12 protein-coding genes are annotated in these 13213 nt (G+C 60.8%); 5 read left to right on the top strand and 7 right to left on the bottom strand.

The features are described from left to right. From EDE05_RS03525 to EDE05_RS03515, 3 genes are read right to left on the bottom strand one after another with little or no spacing between them, the layout of a single operon-like run. Window positions 1–2193, bottom strand: coding sequence for an RNA degradosome polyphosphate kinase (locus EDE05_RS03525; protein WP_134100113.1), 2193 nt, complete (start codon window positions 2191–2193; stop codon window positions 1–3). A gap of 59 nt (window positions 2194–2252) precedes the next feature. Then, window positions 2253–2960 (bottom strand): DnaA regulatory inactivator HdaA, encoded by a 708-nt coding sequence (gene hdaA / locus EDE05_RS03520; RefSeq protein ID WP_134100110.1) that lies wholly within the window; start codon window positions 2958–2960, stop codon window positions 2253–2255. Next, window positions 2957–4126: an AI-2E family transporter gene (locus tag EDE05_RS03515; RefSeq protein WP_132409883.1), complete on the bottom strand. Its 1170-nt coding sequence runs from the start codon at window positions 4124–4126 to the stop codon at window positions 2957–2959. The genes hdaA and EDE05_RS03515 overlap by 4 nt, the downstream gene beginning before the upstream one ends. A gap of 183 nt (window positions 4127–4309) precedes the next feature. Between EDE05_RS03515 and purM the strand changes: the two genes are divergently transcribed. Both purM and purN read left to right on the top strand, forming a co-directional pair. Further along, window positions 4310–5383, top strand: coding sequence for a phosphoribosylformylglycinamidine cyclo-ligase (gene purM, locus EDE05_RS03510; protein ID WP_112801854.1), 1074 nt, complete (start codon window positions 4310–4312; stop codon window positions 5381–5383). Beyond that, complete coding sequence (gene purN, locus EDE05_RS03505) at window positions 5380–6042, top strand: phosphoribosylglycinamide formyltransferase (RefSeq protein ID WP_134100107.1); 663 nt, start codon at window positions 5380–5382, stop codon at window positions 6040–6042. Before purM ends, purN begins: the two co-directional genes overlap by 4 nt. A gap of 28 nt (window positions 6043–6070) precedes the next feature. Here purN and EDE05_RS03500 read toward each other — a convergent pair whose 3' ends face one another. Then, window positions 6071–6664, bottom strand: a complete 594-nt coding sequence (locus tag EDE05_RS03500; protein ID WP_134100104.1) for an NUDIX domain-containing protein — start codon at window positions 6662–6664, stop codon at window positions 6071–6073. Next, complete coding sequence (locus EDE05_RS03495; RefSeq protein ID WP_134100102.1) at window positions 6661–8799, bottom strand: molybdopterin oxidoreductase family protein; 2139 nt, start codon at window positions 8797–8799, stop codon at window positions 6661–6663. The genes EDE05_RS03500 and EDE05_RS03495 overlap by 4 nt, the downstream gene beginning before the upstream one ends. Before the next feature lie 83 nt (window positions 8800–8882). On the opposite strand from EDE05_RS03495, the gene EDE05_RS03490 reads away from it, so the two are divergent. Beyond that, the gene (locus EDE05_RS03490; protein ID WP_134100099.1) at window positions 8883–9731 is read left to right on the top strand and encodes a 23S rRNA (adenine(2030)-N(6))-methyltransferase RlmJ; all 849 of its coding nucleotides are present in this window, start codon (window positions 8883–8885) and stop codon (window positions 9729–9731) included. A gap of 6 nt (window positions 9732–9737) precedes the next feature. Here EDE05_RS03490 and EDE05_RS03485 read toward each other — a convergent pair whose 3' ends face one another. Then, window positions 9738–10703, bottom strand: a complete 966-nt coding sequence (locus EDE05_RS03485; protein WP_134100097.1) for a lysylphosphatidylglycerol synthase domain-containing protein — start codon at window positions 10701–10703, stop codon at window positions 9738–9740. Window positions 10704–10850: 147 nt separating this feature from the next. Here EDE05_RS03485 and EDE05_RS03480 point away from each other — a divergent pair, with 147 nt between their 5' ends. After that, a complete protein-coding gene (locus EDE05_RS03480) occupies window positions 10851–11444 on the top strand; it encodes a ribonuclease (protein WP_245519867.1) in 594 nt (197 codons plus the stop codon). Between the two features lie 19 nt (window positions 11445–11463). Then, a complete protein-coding gene (locus EDE05_RS03475) occupies window positions 11464–12060 on the top strand; it encodes a glutathione S-transferase (RefSeq protein WP_134100524.1) in 597 nt (198 codons plus the stop codon). A gap of 60 nt (window positions 12061–12120) precedes the next feature. On the opposite strand, the gene EDE05_RS03470 is transcribed toward EDE05_RS03475, so the two are convergent. Next, on the bottom strand, window positions 12121–12759 hold the full coding sequence (locus tag EDE05_RS03470) for an outer membrane protein (RefSeq protein ID WP_105375086.1): 639 nt from the start codon (window positions 12757–12759) through the stop codon (window positions 12121–12123). Between the last annotated feature and the right edge of the window lie 454 nt (window positions 12760–13213).

The following is a 13213-nucleotide window of genomic DNA, read 5'->3' as shown; positions in this document are numbered from 1 at the left end:
CTATTTCTTGCGTCCCGACATCACGCCGGCAATCAGTTTCGGAGCACTCGATTTCAGAGCTTCACCGCGCCCGGACAGGCTCGGATTGGTCATAAAATAGTGCTGCGCGTTAAAAGGTTCCTCGCCCTTGCGCACTTCCATGCGCCGCGACGTGCCGTCGGGCAATATCTCGTAGCTTTGCTGGTTGTCAATCAGGTTGCCCAGCATGATCTGCGAGAGGACCTGCTCATGCACAGTCGGGTTCAGGAGCGGCACGAGCGTCTCGACACGCCGGTCGAGGTTGCGCGGCATCATATCGGCGGAGCCGATATAGACGAGCGCCTTGTCGGACGGCAGGCCATAACCGTTGCCGAAGCAGAAGATGCGGCTGTGCTCCAGGAAGCGGCCGACGATCGACTTGACGCGGATATTGTCGGAGAGCCCTGGCACCTGCGGACGCAGGCAGCAGATGCCGCGCACCACCAGATCCACTTCGACACCCGCGCGGCTTGCCCTGTAGAGGGCGTCGATGATTTCCGGATCGACCAGCGAATTCATCTTCATCCAAATCGCCGCCGGCTTTCCAGCCTGCGCGTGGCAGATCTCCTCCTCGATATGTTTGAGGATGCGCGGGCGAAGCGTATAGGGCGAAACCGCAAGCTTCATGCTTTCCGCCGGTTCGCCGTAGCCGGTGATGAAGTTGAAGATGTTCGCCATGTCATGGGCGATCTTCGGGTTGCAGGTGAAGAAGGAAAGGTCGGTGTAGATCTTTGCAGTCACCGGGTGATAGTTGCCGGTGCCGAGGTGGCAATAGGTTCTGAGCTTGCCGTCCTCGCGGCGCACCACCATCGACATCTTGGCATGGGTCTTCAATTCGATGAACCCGAAGACGACCTGAACGCCGGCGCGCTCCAGGTCGCGCGCCCAGCGAATATTGGCTTCTTCGTCGAAACGGGCCTTCAACTCCACCAGCGCCGTCACCGACTTGCCCATTTCGGCTGCGTCGATCAGCGCTCGGACGATCGGGCTGTCGTTGGAGGTTCGGTAGAGCGTCTGCTTGATCGCGAGGACGTCCGGATCGCGCGCCGCCTGCAGAAGAAACTGCACAACCACGTCGAAGGACTCGTAAGGATGGTGGACCACCATGTCCTTTTCGCGAATGGCTGCGAGGCAGTCCCCGGCATGCTCACGGACGCGTTCCGGAAATCGGGCATTGTAGGGCTCGAACCTCAGGTCGTCGCGCGGCGCCTTGGCGATTTCCGAAAGCGTATTCAGCGCCAGCAGGCCCGGCAGAACGGCAACCCGGTTTTCCGGCACGCCCAATTCCTGAACCACAAACTGGCGCAGCGAAGCAGGCATTTCCGAATCCGTCTCGATGCGGATGACCTTGCCGCGGCGGCGGCGTTTCAGCGCCGTCTCGAAGAAGCGCACCAGGTCTTCGGCCTCTTCCTCCACTTCGATATCGCTGTCGCGAATGATGCGGAAGGTGCCGGCGCCCCTCACCTCATAGCCGGGAAACAGCCTGTCGGTGAACATGCCGACCACGTCTTCGAGCGTGATGTAGCGGATCGTGGCGCCGTCGTCGGGGAGACGGATGAAACGGTCGAGCGTCGTCGGCAGGCGCAAGAGCCCTGTCATCGGCTCCTTGCCGTGCATGCTGTGAAGCTGCAGGCCCATGGAAAAGCCGAGATTGGGAATGAAGGGAAACGGATGGGCCGGATCGATCGACAGCGGCGTCAGGATCGGGAAGAGTTCGGCATCGAAGGAATTGGCGAGCCAGGCGCGATCCTCCGGCGCAAGCGCCCCCGGCCGCACGATAAGAATGTCTTCCTTGGCGAGATATTGTTGCAGCACGGCAAGCGAGGCTTGCTGCTCCATCTGCAGGTTGTCGATCTCCTGCAGGATCGCATCGAGCTGTTCGGCCGGCGTCTTGCCGTCCGGGCTGCGGATGGCTATTCCCTGCCGCACCTGTCCTTCGAGGCCCGCAACGCGGACCATGAAGAATTCATCGAGGTTGGTGGCCGAAATGGAGAGGAAGCGCACTCGCTCCAGAAGCGGGTGGGCCGTATTCAGCGTTTCTTCGAGAACACGGCGGTTGAACTGGAGCCAGGAGAATTCACGGTTGATGAAGCGATCCGGGCTCGACAGCAATTGATCGGCGGCATCTGCGGCCGTCGGCTCGGGCTGCTGCGTTTCCGTCGTCATCGAATCCATCTGGTCACCTCCGCTAACCCCTTGGGGCCGAACATAATTCGACGAGCGAACTGTCACAGTCAATCGCCGGGGCCTGAATTTCCATAATCGTTAAGCACTTCCGCGGCCATCGACCGTGTGATCCGAGTGCCACGGGCAAGTGCCAGACGGTCCAGCCGCTCGACGATCGCCTGGGCAGCGCCGAGAGAACGCTCCATGCGGTTGACGATATAGCCCACCAGTTTGTCATCGATATAAAGCTGCCGGTCGGCAAAAAGTTTCACGATCACCTGCGCCAGCAGTTCCTCGTCCGGTTCGCCGATCTCCACGACGGTCGCCGCTTTGAGGCGCGACTTGAGGTCCGGCAGTGTCACGCCCCATGACATCGGCCAGAGCCTCGACGTCATCAGCAGGCTATGGCCGTTCTGCCGCACGCAGTTGATCACGTGGAAGAGTTCCGTCTCGTCAAAACCGCGCCGCTCGGCATCTTCGAAAAGCACCGGGCCGGCCGCTGCCAGTGCGGCGGCATTCGAACCCGCGACGGGGTGAATGTCGACCGCGCTGGCCTTTTCGCGCCAGATGTGGGCAAGGTGCGACTTGCCTGATCCGACAGGCCCAGCCAGCACGACCACCGGCGATGGCCAGGCCGGCCATTCATCGACGATCGCAACGGCCGCCGCCAGGCGCTCGGAAACCAGCAGGTCATCCCGGCCTTTCGCCGCATCATGGGTGAATTGCAGCGGCAATTGCTCGCTTTTACGCCGCTCGCGTTCGCTTGCTTGTGTCATTGGTCTTTCGGTGCGCCGATCTGGGCGTCGTTTCCGCTGTGCTCCAGCACATGGGGCGGTGGCTCTTCCTGCCAGGGAAGCGTGGCCGTCCGGCCGTAATAGATGTCGCTGTCAAGATACCGCGACAGGGCGAAGCGGACAAGCACGCCGACCACAGCCGCGGCCGGTACCGCGATCAAAAGACCCACGAAGCCGAACATCGCGCCGAATGCAAAGAGCGCGAACATCAGCCAGACGGGATGCAGCCCGACGCTTTCGCCCACCAGCTTCGGCTGCAGAATGTTGCCCTCGACAAACTGGCCGACGAAGAAGACGCCGGCAACCGCCAGTATCCACGGATAATCCGGCCAGAACTGCACCAGCGCCACGCCGACCGAAAGCACCAGCCCGATCAGCGAACCGATATAGGGAATGAAGCTGATCATGCCGGACACAAAGCCTATCAGGAGCCCGAAATTGAGGCCGACGATCGACAGGCCCACCGCGTAGAAGATACCGAGGATAAGGCAGAGCGAACCCTGGCCGCGGATGAAACCGGCAACCGATTCATCCATCTCGCGGGCAATCCGGCGCACGGTATGCACCTGATCGCGCGGAATCCAGTTGTCGACCTTCGCCACCATCCGGTCCCAGTCGAGCAGGATGTAGAAGGCAACCACGGGCGTGACGATTAGCAAGGAGACCACATCGACGATCGCCTTGCCGGAATTCCAAATCTGGCCGAGCAGCGAACCTATAAAACCGGCGCCCTGGCTCAACACTTCGGAGAAGTTCTGTTTGATCGTCTCGATCTGGCTGCCGACCCAAGAGGGCAGGAAGGAGGTTTCGGGGCTGGAAATGATCTGCTGCAGCTGGGAGATATAACCCGGCAGAGCTGCGGCAAATTCGGTGAACTGGTTGATGATGATCGGGATCACCAGCATCAGCGACAGCACGAAGACCAGCACGAAACAGACGAGGATCACCACGGTCGCCATCAGCCGGCTCAGTCCGCGCCGCTCCAGCCAGTCGGCAACCGGATCGAGAAAATAGGCGAGCGCCATGCCCGCTACGAAAGGCAGCAGAATGGAGCGGAAGAACCAGAGAAAAACGACGACGACCGCCAGCGCGCCGACCCAGAAAAGAATGTGGCGCCTGAGGTTTGCACCGTTGACATGGTATGGCATCGCCGCTCCCTTCAAGCGTGACCGCGGTCGCAGACAGGGATAGGATGCCCGCGCCCGCGTGGTCAAGAGTTCGATCGCAGTGCAGCGAGCGCTGTGAAAAGCCTTCAAAAGCGCTGGCAACGCTTGCATCCGACGCCATGTCGTGCAATGGCGGGCCGCTAAAATGGCCATTGGAGACGGACGATGAGCGAGGCGGGCAAAAACGGTCTCACCTATAGCGATGCCGGTGTCGATATCGACGCGGGCAACCTCTTGGTCGAGAAGATCAAACCGGCTGTGCGCTCCACCCGCCGGCCGGGCGCGGACGGTGAGATCGGCGGCTTCGGCGGCCTCTTCGATCTCAAGGCCGCAGGCTTTACCGATCCGATCCTGGTTGCCGCAAATGACGGCGTCGGGACGAAGCTGAAGATCGCCATCGACGCCGATTTCCATGACACGGTCGGCATCGACCTCGTCGCCATGTGCGTCAACGACCTCGTCGTGCAGGGCGCAGAACCGCTGTTGTTCCTCGACTATTTCGCCACCGGCAAGCTCGATCCCGACCAGGGTGCTGCGATCGTCACCGGCATCGCCGCCGGCTGCCGCGAGGCGGGCTGCGCGCTGATCGGCGGAGAGACCGCCGAAATGCCGGGCATGTATTCCGACGGCGATTACGATCTCGCAGGCTTTGCGGTGGGTGCGGCCGAACGCGGTCAGTTGCTGCCGGTCGGAGACATCGCCGCCGGAGACCTTATTCTCGGCCTCACCTCTTCAGGGGTCCATTCGAACGGCTTTTCTCTGGTCCGCAAGATCGTAGCGCTTTCCGGCCTCGCCTGGGATGCACCTGCCCCCTTCCGTGACGGCATGACTCTGGGTGAAGCGCTGCTCACGCCCACCCGCATCTACGTGAAGCCGCTCCTGAAGGCGATCCGCGAGACCGGCGCGCTGAAGGCGCTCGCACATATCACCGGCGGCGGTTTCCCTGAAAACATCCCGCGCGTGCTGCCGAAGAACCTTGCGGCCGAAGTCGACCTCGATTCCATCCCCGTTCCGCCCGTCTTCTCCTGGCTGGCCAAGACGGGAGGCGTGGAGCCCAAGGAAATGCTGCGGACCTTCAACTGCGGCATCGGCATGATTGTCGTGGTCGCCGCCGAAAACGCGCAAGCCGTCAGCGACATTCTCCGGGCGGAAGGCGAAGTGGTCGTTCCGCTCGGCCGCATGGTCGATCGCCCCGAGGGCGGCGCCGGCGTGATCTACCAGGGCACACTCGGCCTATGATCGGCACGCCGCGCAAACGCGTCGCCGTCTTCATTTCCGGCGGCGGCTCCAACATGCTGTCACTCGCGGATGCCTGCGCCGCACCGGACTTTCCTGCCGAAATCGTCGCGGTCATTTCAGACAAGGCTTCGGCCGGCGGACTTGCCAGGGCGGAAGCGCGCGGCATCAAGACCTTCGTCTTCGAACGCAAGAACTTTGCGAGCAAACAGGACCATGAGGCGGCGATGCTGTCGGCGCTGGATGAAATCCGGCCCGACATCCTCTGCCTTGCCGGCTTCATGCGGCTCCTGTCAGGAGACTTCATCAGCCGCTATGAAGGCCGCATCCTCAACATCCACCCTGCCCTCCTGCCGCTTTTCGCCGGCCTCAACACGCACCAACGCGCCATTGACGCGGGCATGAAGATCGCCGGCTGCACAGTACATTACGTTACGGAAGGCATGGATGAAGGCCCTATCCTCGCCCAGGCCGCCGTGCCGGTGCTTGCCGGCGATACCGCCGAGACGCTCGCCGCCCGGGTGCTGACCGTCGAGCACAAGCTCTACCCGCTGTCGCTGAAGCTATTGGCCGAAGGAAAGGTGCGGATGGAGGGTGCCCGGGCTGTGTTTTCCGCAATCGCGGAAAAAGACGAAGCCAAGCTCATCTCGCCGGCTATGTAGCTCGTCGCGATACGGGCTACAGCAGCGATCAAACCGCCAGTCTGCCGCGATTGATCGCCGCCCACTGCAGCAGCATGATTGTCTTGGCGTCGCAGATCTCGCCGCTTTCGATCATCGCGAAGGCTTGGTCGAGCGGCAATTCCAGAACCTCGATATCCTCGTGCTCGTCGGCCAAGCCACCGCCGCCGTTGATGCGGTCGGCAAGATCGACCGGCGCGAAGAAGAAATGGATGTGTTCCATGATCGCGCCGGGCGACATGAAGGCCTTGAAGAGGAAACGCACCTCACGCAAACGATAACCGGTCTCCTCCATCGCCTCGCGGCGGATCGCATCCTCCGGATGATCTTCGTCGAGAAGGCCGGCGGGCACCTCGACCAGCCAGGCGGGTTCGCCGGCAAGATAGGCCGGCAGCCGGAATTGCTTCACCAGCACGACCGTATCGCGCTTCGAGTCATAAAGCAGAATGCAGGCCGCGGGCATGCGGTGATAGATCTCACGGCGCAGCCGATGGGTGGCGCCGTCGCGGTCGGTATAGTCGAGTTCGTAGCTTGAAAGCCGCGTCCAGCCATCCGACAGCGTCTTTTCGCTGACGATCGTCACCCGGTCGTGTCTGTCCGTCATGCGACGTCCCTGCGAAGCCAGACCTTGTTGTCGTGGAAAGCCGCTCCGCCATAGGGCGCAACCGCGTCGGCGCCGGTCAAAACGTTGATACCCTCTCCGTCGAGATGCGCCTTGTTGGGCCACAGGCCTTCGGCGATCAGCACGCCCGGGCGCGCGCCGGGCACCAACCGAGCATGCAGACGGATTTCGCCGCGCATATTGCCGAGACGGACGATATCGCCGTCCACGATCCCCAATCGCGCTGCGTCGGAGGGCTCGATCATGACTTCCGGCCGCCCCTCCTTCTGGATCGAGCTTCTCGTTTCCGCGAATGTGGAATTCAGGAAACTGCGCGAAGGCGAGGTCGCGAGCCGGAAGGGATGCGCCTCGTCCACCAACTCGATCACGTCGACCTGATCTGGAAATTTCGGCAGATCCGCCACTGGTCCCATAGCCCCGAGGTTCTTCGGCGGCTTGTTGGGCGACGGACCATTCGCCCAGTCCGGGCTGAAACGGAATTTTCCGTCCGGATATCCGAAACCCTTCAGATAGTGAGCGGTCTCGAAATCAGGCTGCGCATCGATCCAGCGATCGCGTTTCAGCGCGTCGTATCCCGACCAGCCGCTAGCCCTTAGCAGGCGGTCGATATGCTCGCGTTCACCGAGGCCGAAACCGGAATAATGATCGACACCGAGCCGCTTTGAGAGCTTCTCGATGACGAAGAGGTTGGTGCGCACGGTTTCCGGCGGTTCAACGAGCTTCGGTCCGAGCAGGATATGGTTCTGCCCGCCCGCGCGATAGATGTCGTCATGTTCGAGGAACATGGTGGCCGGCAGCACGATATCGGCGACCTCCGCAGTATCGGTCATGAACTGCTCGTGCACGGCAACGAACAGGTCGTCACGCATGAAGCCTTGCCGAACCAGCCGCTGCTCCGGCGCGACATTCATCGGATTGGTGTTCTGGATCAGAAGAGCTGTCACCGGCCCGCCATATCGAAGGGCTTCGGCGTCGCCGGTCAGGACCCGGCCGATTTGCGACTGATCGAGCTGGCGGATATCGGGATCAGCGTAGGCGGTCCCCATCAGCTCCGACTTGTTGAGCCGAAAAATATCGCCGTTGTTGTGAAAGGCGCCGCCACCTTCGTATTGCCAGGAGCCGAGCACGGTCGCGATCGACAGCGCCGCATGCATGGCGGCGGTGCCGTTGCGCTGGCGGGCGAATCCGTAGCCCAGCCGGAAGAATGTCTTCTTCGTCGTGCCGACGAGGCGGGCGAAGGTTTCGATCTCGTCTACCGAAAGCCCGGTGATCGCCGAGGCCCATTCCGGCGTCTTCGATTTCAGATGCACCTCCAACCCCGCCGGATCGTCCGCGTATCTTTCCATGTATCCGCGGTCGGCATAACCGTCCCGGAAGGCGATGTGCATCACCGCGCAGGCGAGCGCCGCATCGGTGCCAGGCCTCACCACCAGCGCCATGTCGGCCTGCTTCATGGTCGGGTTGTCGTAGATGTCGACCACGACGATCTTGGCGCCGCGTTCCTTGCGCGCCTTCACCGCGTGGGTCATCACGTTGACCTGGGTGGAGACTGCGTTGGTGCCCCAGATCACCACGCAGTCCGACTTCGCCATCTCGCGCGGATCGGGACCGCGAAGCGCTCCGGTCCCCATCACATAACCGGTCCAGGCCATGTTGGTGCAGATCGTGCCGAAGAAGCCGGAATATTTCTTGGCGTGCCGCAACCGCTCGATCGAATCGCGCTGCACCTGCCCCATCGTGCCGGCATAGAAATAGGGCCAGACAGCTTCGGACCCGTGCTTGGCTTCCGCCTTGACGAAGGCGTCGGCAATCTCGTCCAGCGCCGCTTCCCAGGAAAGCTCCTGCCAGTCGCCCTCGCCCTTCCGGCCCTTGCGCCGCTTCGGCACCATCAGCCGACCGGGATGGTAGATCCGCTCGGAATAACGGGCGACCTTGGCGCAGATGACGCCGGCCGTATAGGTATTGTCGGCGGAGCCGCGCACGCGGCCGATGCGGCCGTCGGGCGTGAGATCGACATCCAGCGCGCAGGCGGACGGACAGTCGTGCGGACAGACGGTGTGGCCGACCTTGGTCGGCTCGGCGGCGGTTTTCGCGGTGATCGGGGTCGCAACGTTCATTCCTTTTCTATATTGCAAGCCGAGCCCTGCAAAAAGTGCGATTTGCGGCGCATCAATATTATTCACGCGGGACAGCAGCGACGATGAACTACCGGCATATCTATCACGCAGGCAATTTCGCGGACGTCCTCAAGCACGCCATCCTGGCGCGGTTGATCCGCTACGCCCAGAAGAAGGACAAGGCATTCCGCGTCCTCGATACCCATGCCGGCATCGGGCTCTACGACCTTTCCTCCGACGAGGCGCAGAAGACCGGCGAATGGCGCGACGGCATCGGCCGGCTGATGGAAGCCGAGCTGCCCGCAAAAATATCGGAGCTGCTCGAGCCCTATCTGACGGCGGTCAAGGACCTGAATCCGAATGGCGGGCTGAAATTTTATCCCGGCTCTCCGAAGCTTGCGCGCATGCTGTTCCGCCCGCAGGACAGGCTTTCTGCGATGGAACTGCATCCGGAGGACTTCAACCGCCTGCACAATCTCTTCGAAGGCGACTTCCAGGTACGGGCGACGGAACTCGACGGCTGGCTGGCGCTTGGCGCGCATCTGCCGCCGAAGGAGAAGCGCGGCATCATCCTCGTCGATCCGCCCTTCGAGGAGGAAGGAGAATATACCCGCCTCGCCCAGGGGCTCGCCCATGCCTGGCGTCGCTTCCCGGGCGGCACCTACTGCCTCTGGTATCCGATCAAGAAGGGCGCGCCGATCAAGGCCTTTCACGAGGAACTGCAAGCGCTGGAAATCCCGAAGATGCTCTGCGCCGAACTCACGGTGAAAAGCGACCGGGAAGCGACCGGGCTATCGGGCTCGGGCCTCGTCGTCGTCAATCCCCCCTTTACGCTGAAGGACGAGCTGCACGCACTCCTGCCGGTGCTGAAGGACATTCTGGCGCAGGACCGCTTTGCCTCGCAGCGGGCTTTCTGGCTCCGCGGAGAATAACCGGCTTCAGGAGTTTTCCCGCTTGCCGCGCTCGAGGTCCGGCGGATGCTCGATCCGCCACCGCGACCGCTCGAAGAACAGGACCACCACCAGCGCCATCGCAAACGGGATAAGAAGATAGAAGAGCCGGAAGATCAGCAGGGCAGCAATCACATCGGCCTGGTCCATGTCCGGCAGTCCCGTGATGAAGACAAGCTCGAGTACGCCAAGCCCGCCTGGCGCATGGGAAATCAGTGCAGCCGAAAAGGAGATCAGGAAGATGCCGAGGACGATCATAAAGCCCGGATTTCCCACCTCAGGCAACGCGAAATAGATGATTCCGGCAGCCCCTATGAGCTCGATCGGGGCGATCAGCAGCTGCGGCAGCACGACCGGCGGCTCGGGATAAAATATCTTCAGCGAGCCGATCTGAAGCGGCCGGAGCTTCATGAAACTCGCCGCGACATAGAGCGCCACAAACCCGAGCAGCACATATCCCGTCGCCGCTGTTGCCTCCAATGGAAGGAGGTCGCCGAAACGGCCCGTAACCTCGGGCTCGATGATCAGCACGATGCCGGCGAGAAAGAGTGTGCCTAGAATGAATGTGAACGAGCAGACGGCGATCAGCACCCCGATCTCGGCCGGCGTCAGCCCTTTGGCGGAATAGGCGCGATACCGCACCACGGCGCCCGATACGACGGATGCGCCGATATTGTGGGAGAGCGCATAGGTGGTGAAGGAACAGAGGGTGATGAAAAACCAGTTTACCCTGCGGCCGAGATGCATCAGCGCGATCCGGTCATAACCGGCGAGCGCGGCATAGGCCAGCAATGTGGACAACCCACAGAGTACCCAGTTTCCTGCCGAGATCGCCCCGAAGCTGTCTCCCAGCTCGTCGAGCGACAACCCGCGAAGCTCCTTGTAGAGAAACCTTGCCGAAACGACGATGGTTATGGCTCCGACCACAGGCCAGAAGTACTTCTTGAATTTCATTCCGATATTGCCGTTCCTCCCGCCCCTGTTTAAATCAATACCGTTAAGGCTTCGGTCGCTTAATTCACTCAGGGGGCACCTTTGACCGATCAACTTCGCCGGCGCGCTTTTGGTTGCCTCCTTGCCTGTTTTCTTGGCTCCGCTTCAATAGCGCCCGCGCAGGATCAGGCGGGGAAATTCGATTTCTACGTTCTGTCGCTCTCCTGGTCTCCGACCTTCTGTGCCTTGCAAAATGGTGGCCGGAACGAGCAGCAATGCGGCGGCAACGAGGATTTCCGTTTCATCGTCCATGGGCTCTGGCCGCAATATGAAAAAGGTTATCCCGATTTCTGCCAAACGCGTGAACCGGAGCGCGTGCCGCGCTCGCTCGGCCAGACCATGTTCGACATCATGCCGTCCATGGGACTTGTCGGTCATCAATGGCGAAAACATGGAAGCTGCACGGGTTTGAACCAGCGCGACTATTTCGCCAAGGTCCGCGAGGCCTTCCGGCGCATCCGCCTGCCATCCGATCTCTCCCGTGGAGAAACCTCCTTAACGGTCTCGGCCGATCAGATCGAAGAGAGATTCATTGCCGCGAATCCGGGTATGAGCCGCCGGGGAATTGCTGCAAGCTGCGAAGGAAAGCGGCTGGAAGAGGTGCGCATATGCCTGACCAAGGACCTGTCTTTCCGCGATTGCCCGGAGGTGGACGGCGACGGCTGCAAGATTAGCCAGATCACCCTGCCTCCCGCTCAATGACTTCAGAAGAGGATCAATGATGAAGCTATTATACTCGCCGGCCTCCCCCTATGCCGCCAAGACGCGGATGGCCGCCCGCTATCTCGGCATCCGGATTACCGAGGTGAAGACCGACACCAACGCCAATCCCGCTGAACTGATCGACAACAATCCGCTCGGCAAGATTCCGGTGTTGATCCGGGACGGCGAGCCGCCGATCTATGACAGCGTCGCAATCATGCATTATCTCGACCGGCTGTCGGGCGGAAAGCTCTATCCGAGGAAGGATGAAAAGCGCACCGAGGCCGAAGTTCTGGAGGCCTTGTGCGATGGCATCATGGATTGCCTGCTGGCGATCATCTACGAGCGCCGTCTCCGGCCTGAAGACAAGATCTACCAACCCTGGATCGACAAGCAGTGGGAAAAGACCGTTCGCGGCCTCGACTATCTGGAAAAGAACCTGCCGAAGACGGGCAAGAAACTGCATGGCGGCCATTTCGCACTGGCGGCACTGATCGGTTATCTCGACCTGCGCTTCAATGGACAGTGGGCCGAGGGTCGTCCGGAACTGGCTTCTTGGCCGGATGTTTTTAGCAAGCGCTTTTCGCACTATGGCGAGATGAAATCGGCCGGCTGAGCATGAAAAAAGCCCGGACCGAGAAAGTCCGGGCTTCCCAAGCCTGTAAAGGCGATGGACTTAGAACTTGACGCCGATACCGACCTTGACACTGTGATCGTCGTAGCCCTTGGAAACCGACCCGGAATCCAGGCTGTAACGGTCCGAACCGAAGTCCGTATAGCGGTACTCGACACGAGCGGTGATGTTGTTGGTGACCATGGCTTCTGCACCGGCACCCACAGTGTAACCGACTGCGGTCTTGTTTTCCGAAGAGGTCGCGTCGCTCAGTTCGTTGTCCTGAAGGGCGACACCGCCGGTACCGTAGATCAGGAAGGGGTTCAGGTCGTAACCGACGCGGGCACGAACGGAGCCGTTCCAGCCGGCCTTGCCTTCGTAGCCTTCGATGGTGGTGTTCTTTTCGCCGTTGTAGCCGACATCGGCTTCAACACCGTAAACGATCTGGCCGGACTGCCAGTTGTAGCCGGTGTAGGCACCGCCGCCGAATGCGCCATCGCGATCGCCAGCACCACCGAAACGGCCCCAATCATAAGAACCGTAACCACCGAGGTAGAAACCTGCCCAATTTGCGACCGGTGCCGGCTCTTCGACTGCTGCCGGAGCCTGCGGAATCTGGTCGACGGCATCAGCGGCATTGGCCGCGGAGATGGCGATGAAGCTGGCTGCCGAGGCCATCAGAGTTGCGATAAGAGTACGCATACATTTTCTCCTTTTACTGCTGTGCCGGGATCCGTCGCGACCAAATGCTGCGACGGCTTTGTTCCCTGCCCGCTGAGGCCGAATGTGGATGCGAATTGAGGAAATGAAAGAGCCGAAATGTGAATTGATTGTGGCGCGTGAAAGGCCAAAATTTGATGTTGCTATAGCGCAACATGTATAACATTAACCTTACTTATCCATTAATTTAAATATACGCGTCTTTACTCCGATTAATTACTTCTTAAATTCAAAGAACTCCTTCGTCAATATGTTTCCCCTCGCCTGCTGTACGCGGCCAACGGTGAATTTTCGACTTCTGTCTTCAGAACAGTGGAGACGAAGGCGGGAAAAATCGAAGTTCTGCACTGCAATAATAGCTGGCCGCCTGCATCTCCTGTCGAAGTCTGCCAGCACTGGTGGCGTCCGCTGCCAAATTTCCGCCTCAAACAATCGC

Origin of the sequence: Neorhizobium sp. R1-B (assembly GCF_004368875.1) — a bacterium.
GTDB classification, from domain to species: Bacteria; Pseudomonadota; Alphaproteobacteria; order Rhizobiales; family Rhizobiaceae; genus Neorhizobium; species Neorhizobium huautlense.
Note: the sequence above shows the minus strand (reverse complement) of the source record. Positions and strands in the feature narration are given on the sequence as shown.

Coding starts and splice junctions, on each gene's coding strand:
- EDE05_RS03525 (WP_134100113.1), bottom strand. CDS start 2,193: ATGGATTCGATGACGACGGAAACGCAGCAGCCCGAGCCGACGGCCGCA.
- hdaA (WP_134100110.1), bottom strand. CDS start 2,960: ATGACACAAGCAAGCGAACGCGAGCGGCGTAAAAGCGAGCAATTGCCG.
- EDE05_RS03515 (WP_132409883.1), bottom strand. CDS start 4,126: ATGCCATACCATGTCAACGGTGCAAACCTCAGGCGCCACATTCTTTTC.
- purM (WP_112801854.1), top strand. CDS start 4,310: ATGAGCGAGGCGGGCAAAAACGGTCTCACCTATAGCGATGCCGGTGTC.
- purN (WP_134100107.1), top strand. CDS start 5,380: ATGATCGGCACGCCGCGCAAACGCGTCGCCGTCTTCATTTCCGGCGGC.
- EDE05_RS03500 (WP_134100104.1), bottom strand. CDS start 6,664: ATGACGGACAGACACGACCGGGTGACGATCGTCAGCGAAAAGACGCTG.
- EDE05_RS03495 (WP_134100102.1), bottom strand. CDS start 8,799: ATGAACGTTGCGACCCCGATCACCGCGAAAACCGCCGCCGAGCCGACC.
- EDE05_RS03490 (WP_134100099.1), top strand. CDS start 8,883: ATGAACTACCGGCATATCTATCACGCAGGCAATTTCGCGGACGTCCTC.
- EDE05_RS03485 (WP_134100097.1), bottom strand. CDS start 10,703: ATGAAATTCAAGAAGTACTTCTGGCCTGTGGTCGGAGCCATAACCATC.
- EDE05_RS03475 (WP_134100524.1), top strand. CDS start 11,464: ATGAAGCTATTATACTCGCCGGCCTCCCCCTATGCCGCCAAGACGCGG.
- EDE05_RS03470 (WP_105375086.1), bottom strand. CDS start 12,759: ATGCGTACTCTTATCGCAACTCTGATGGCCTCGGCAGCCAGCTTCATC.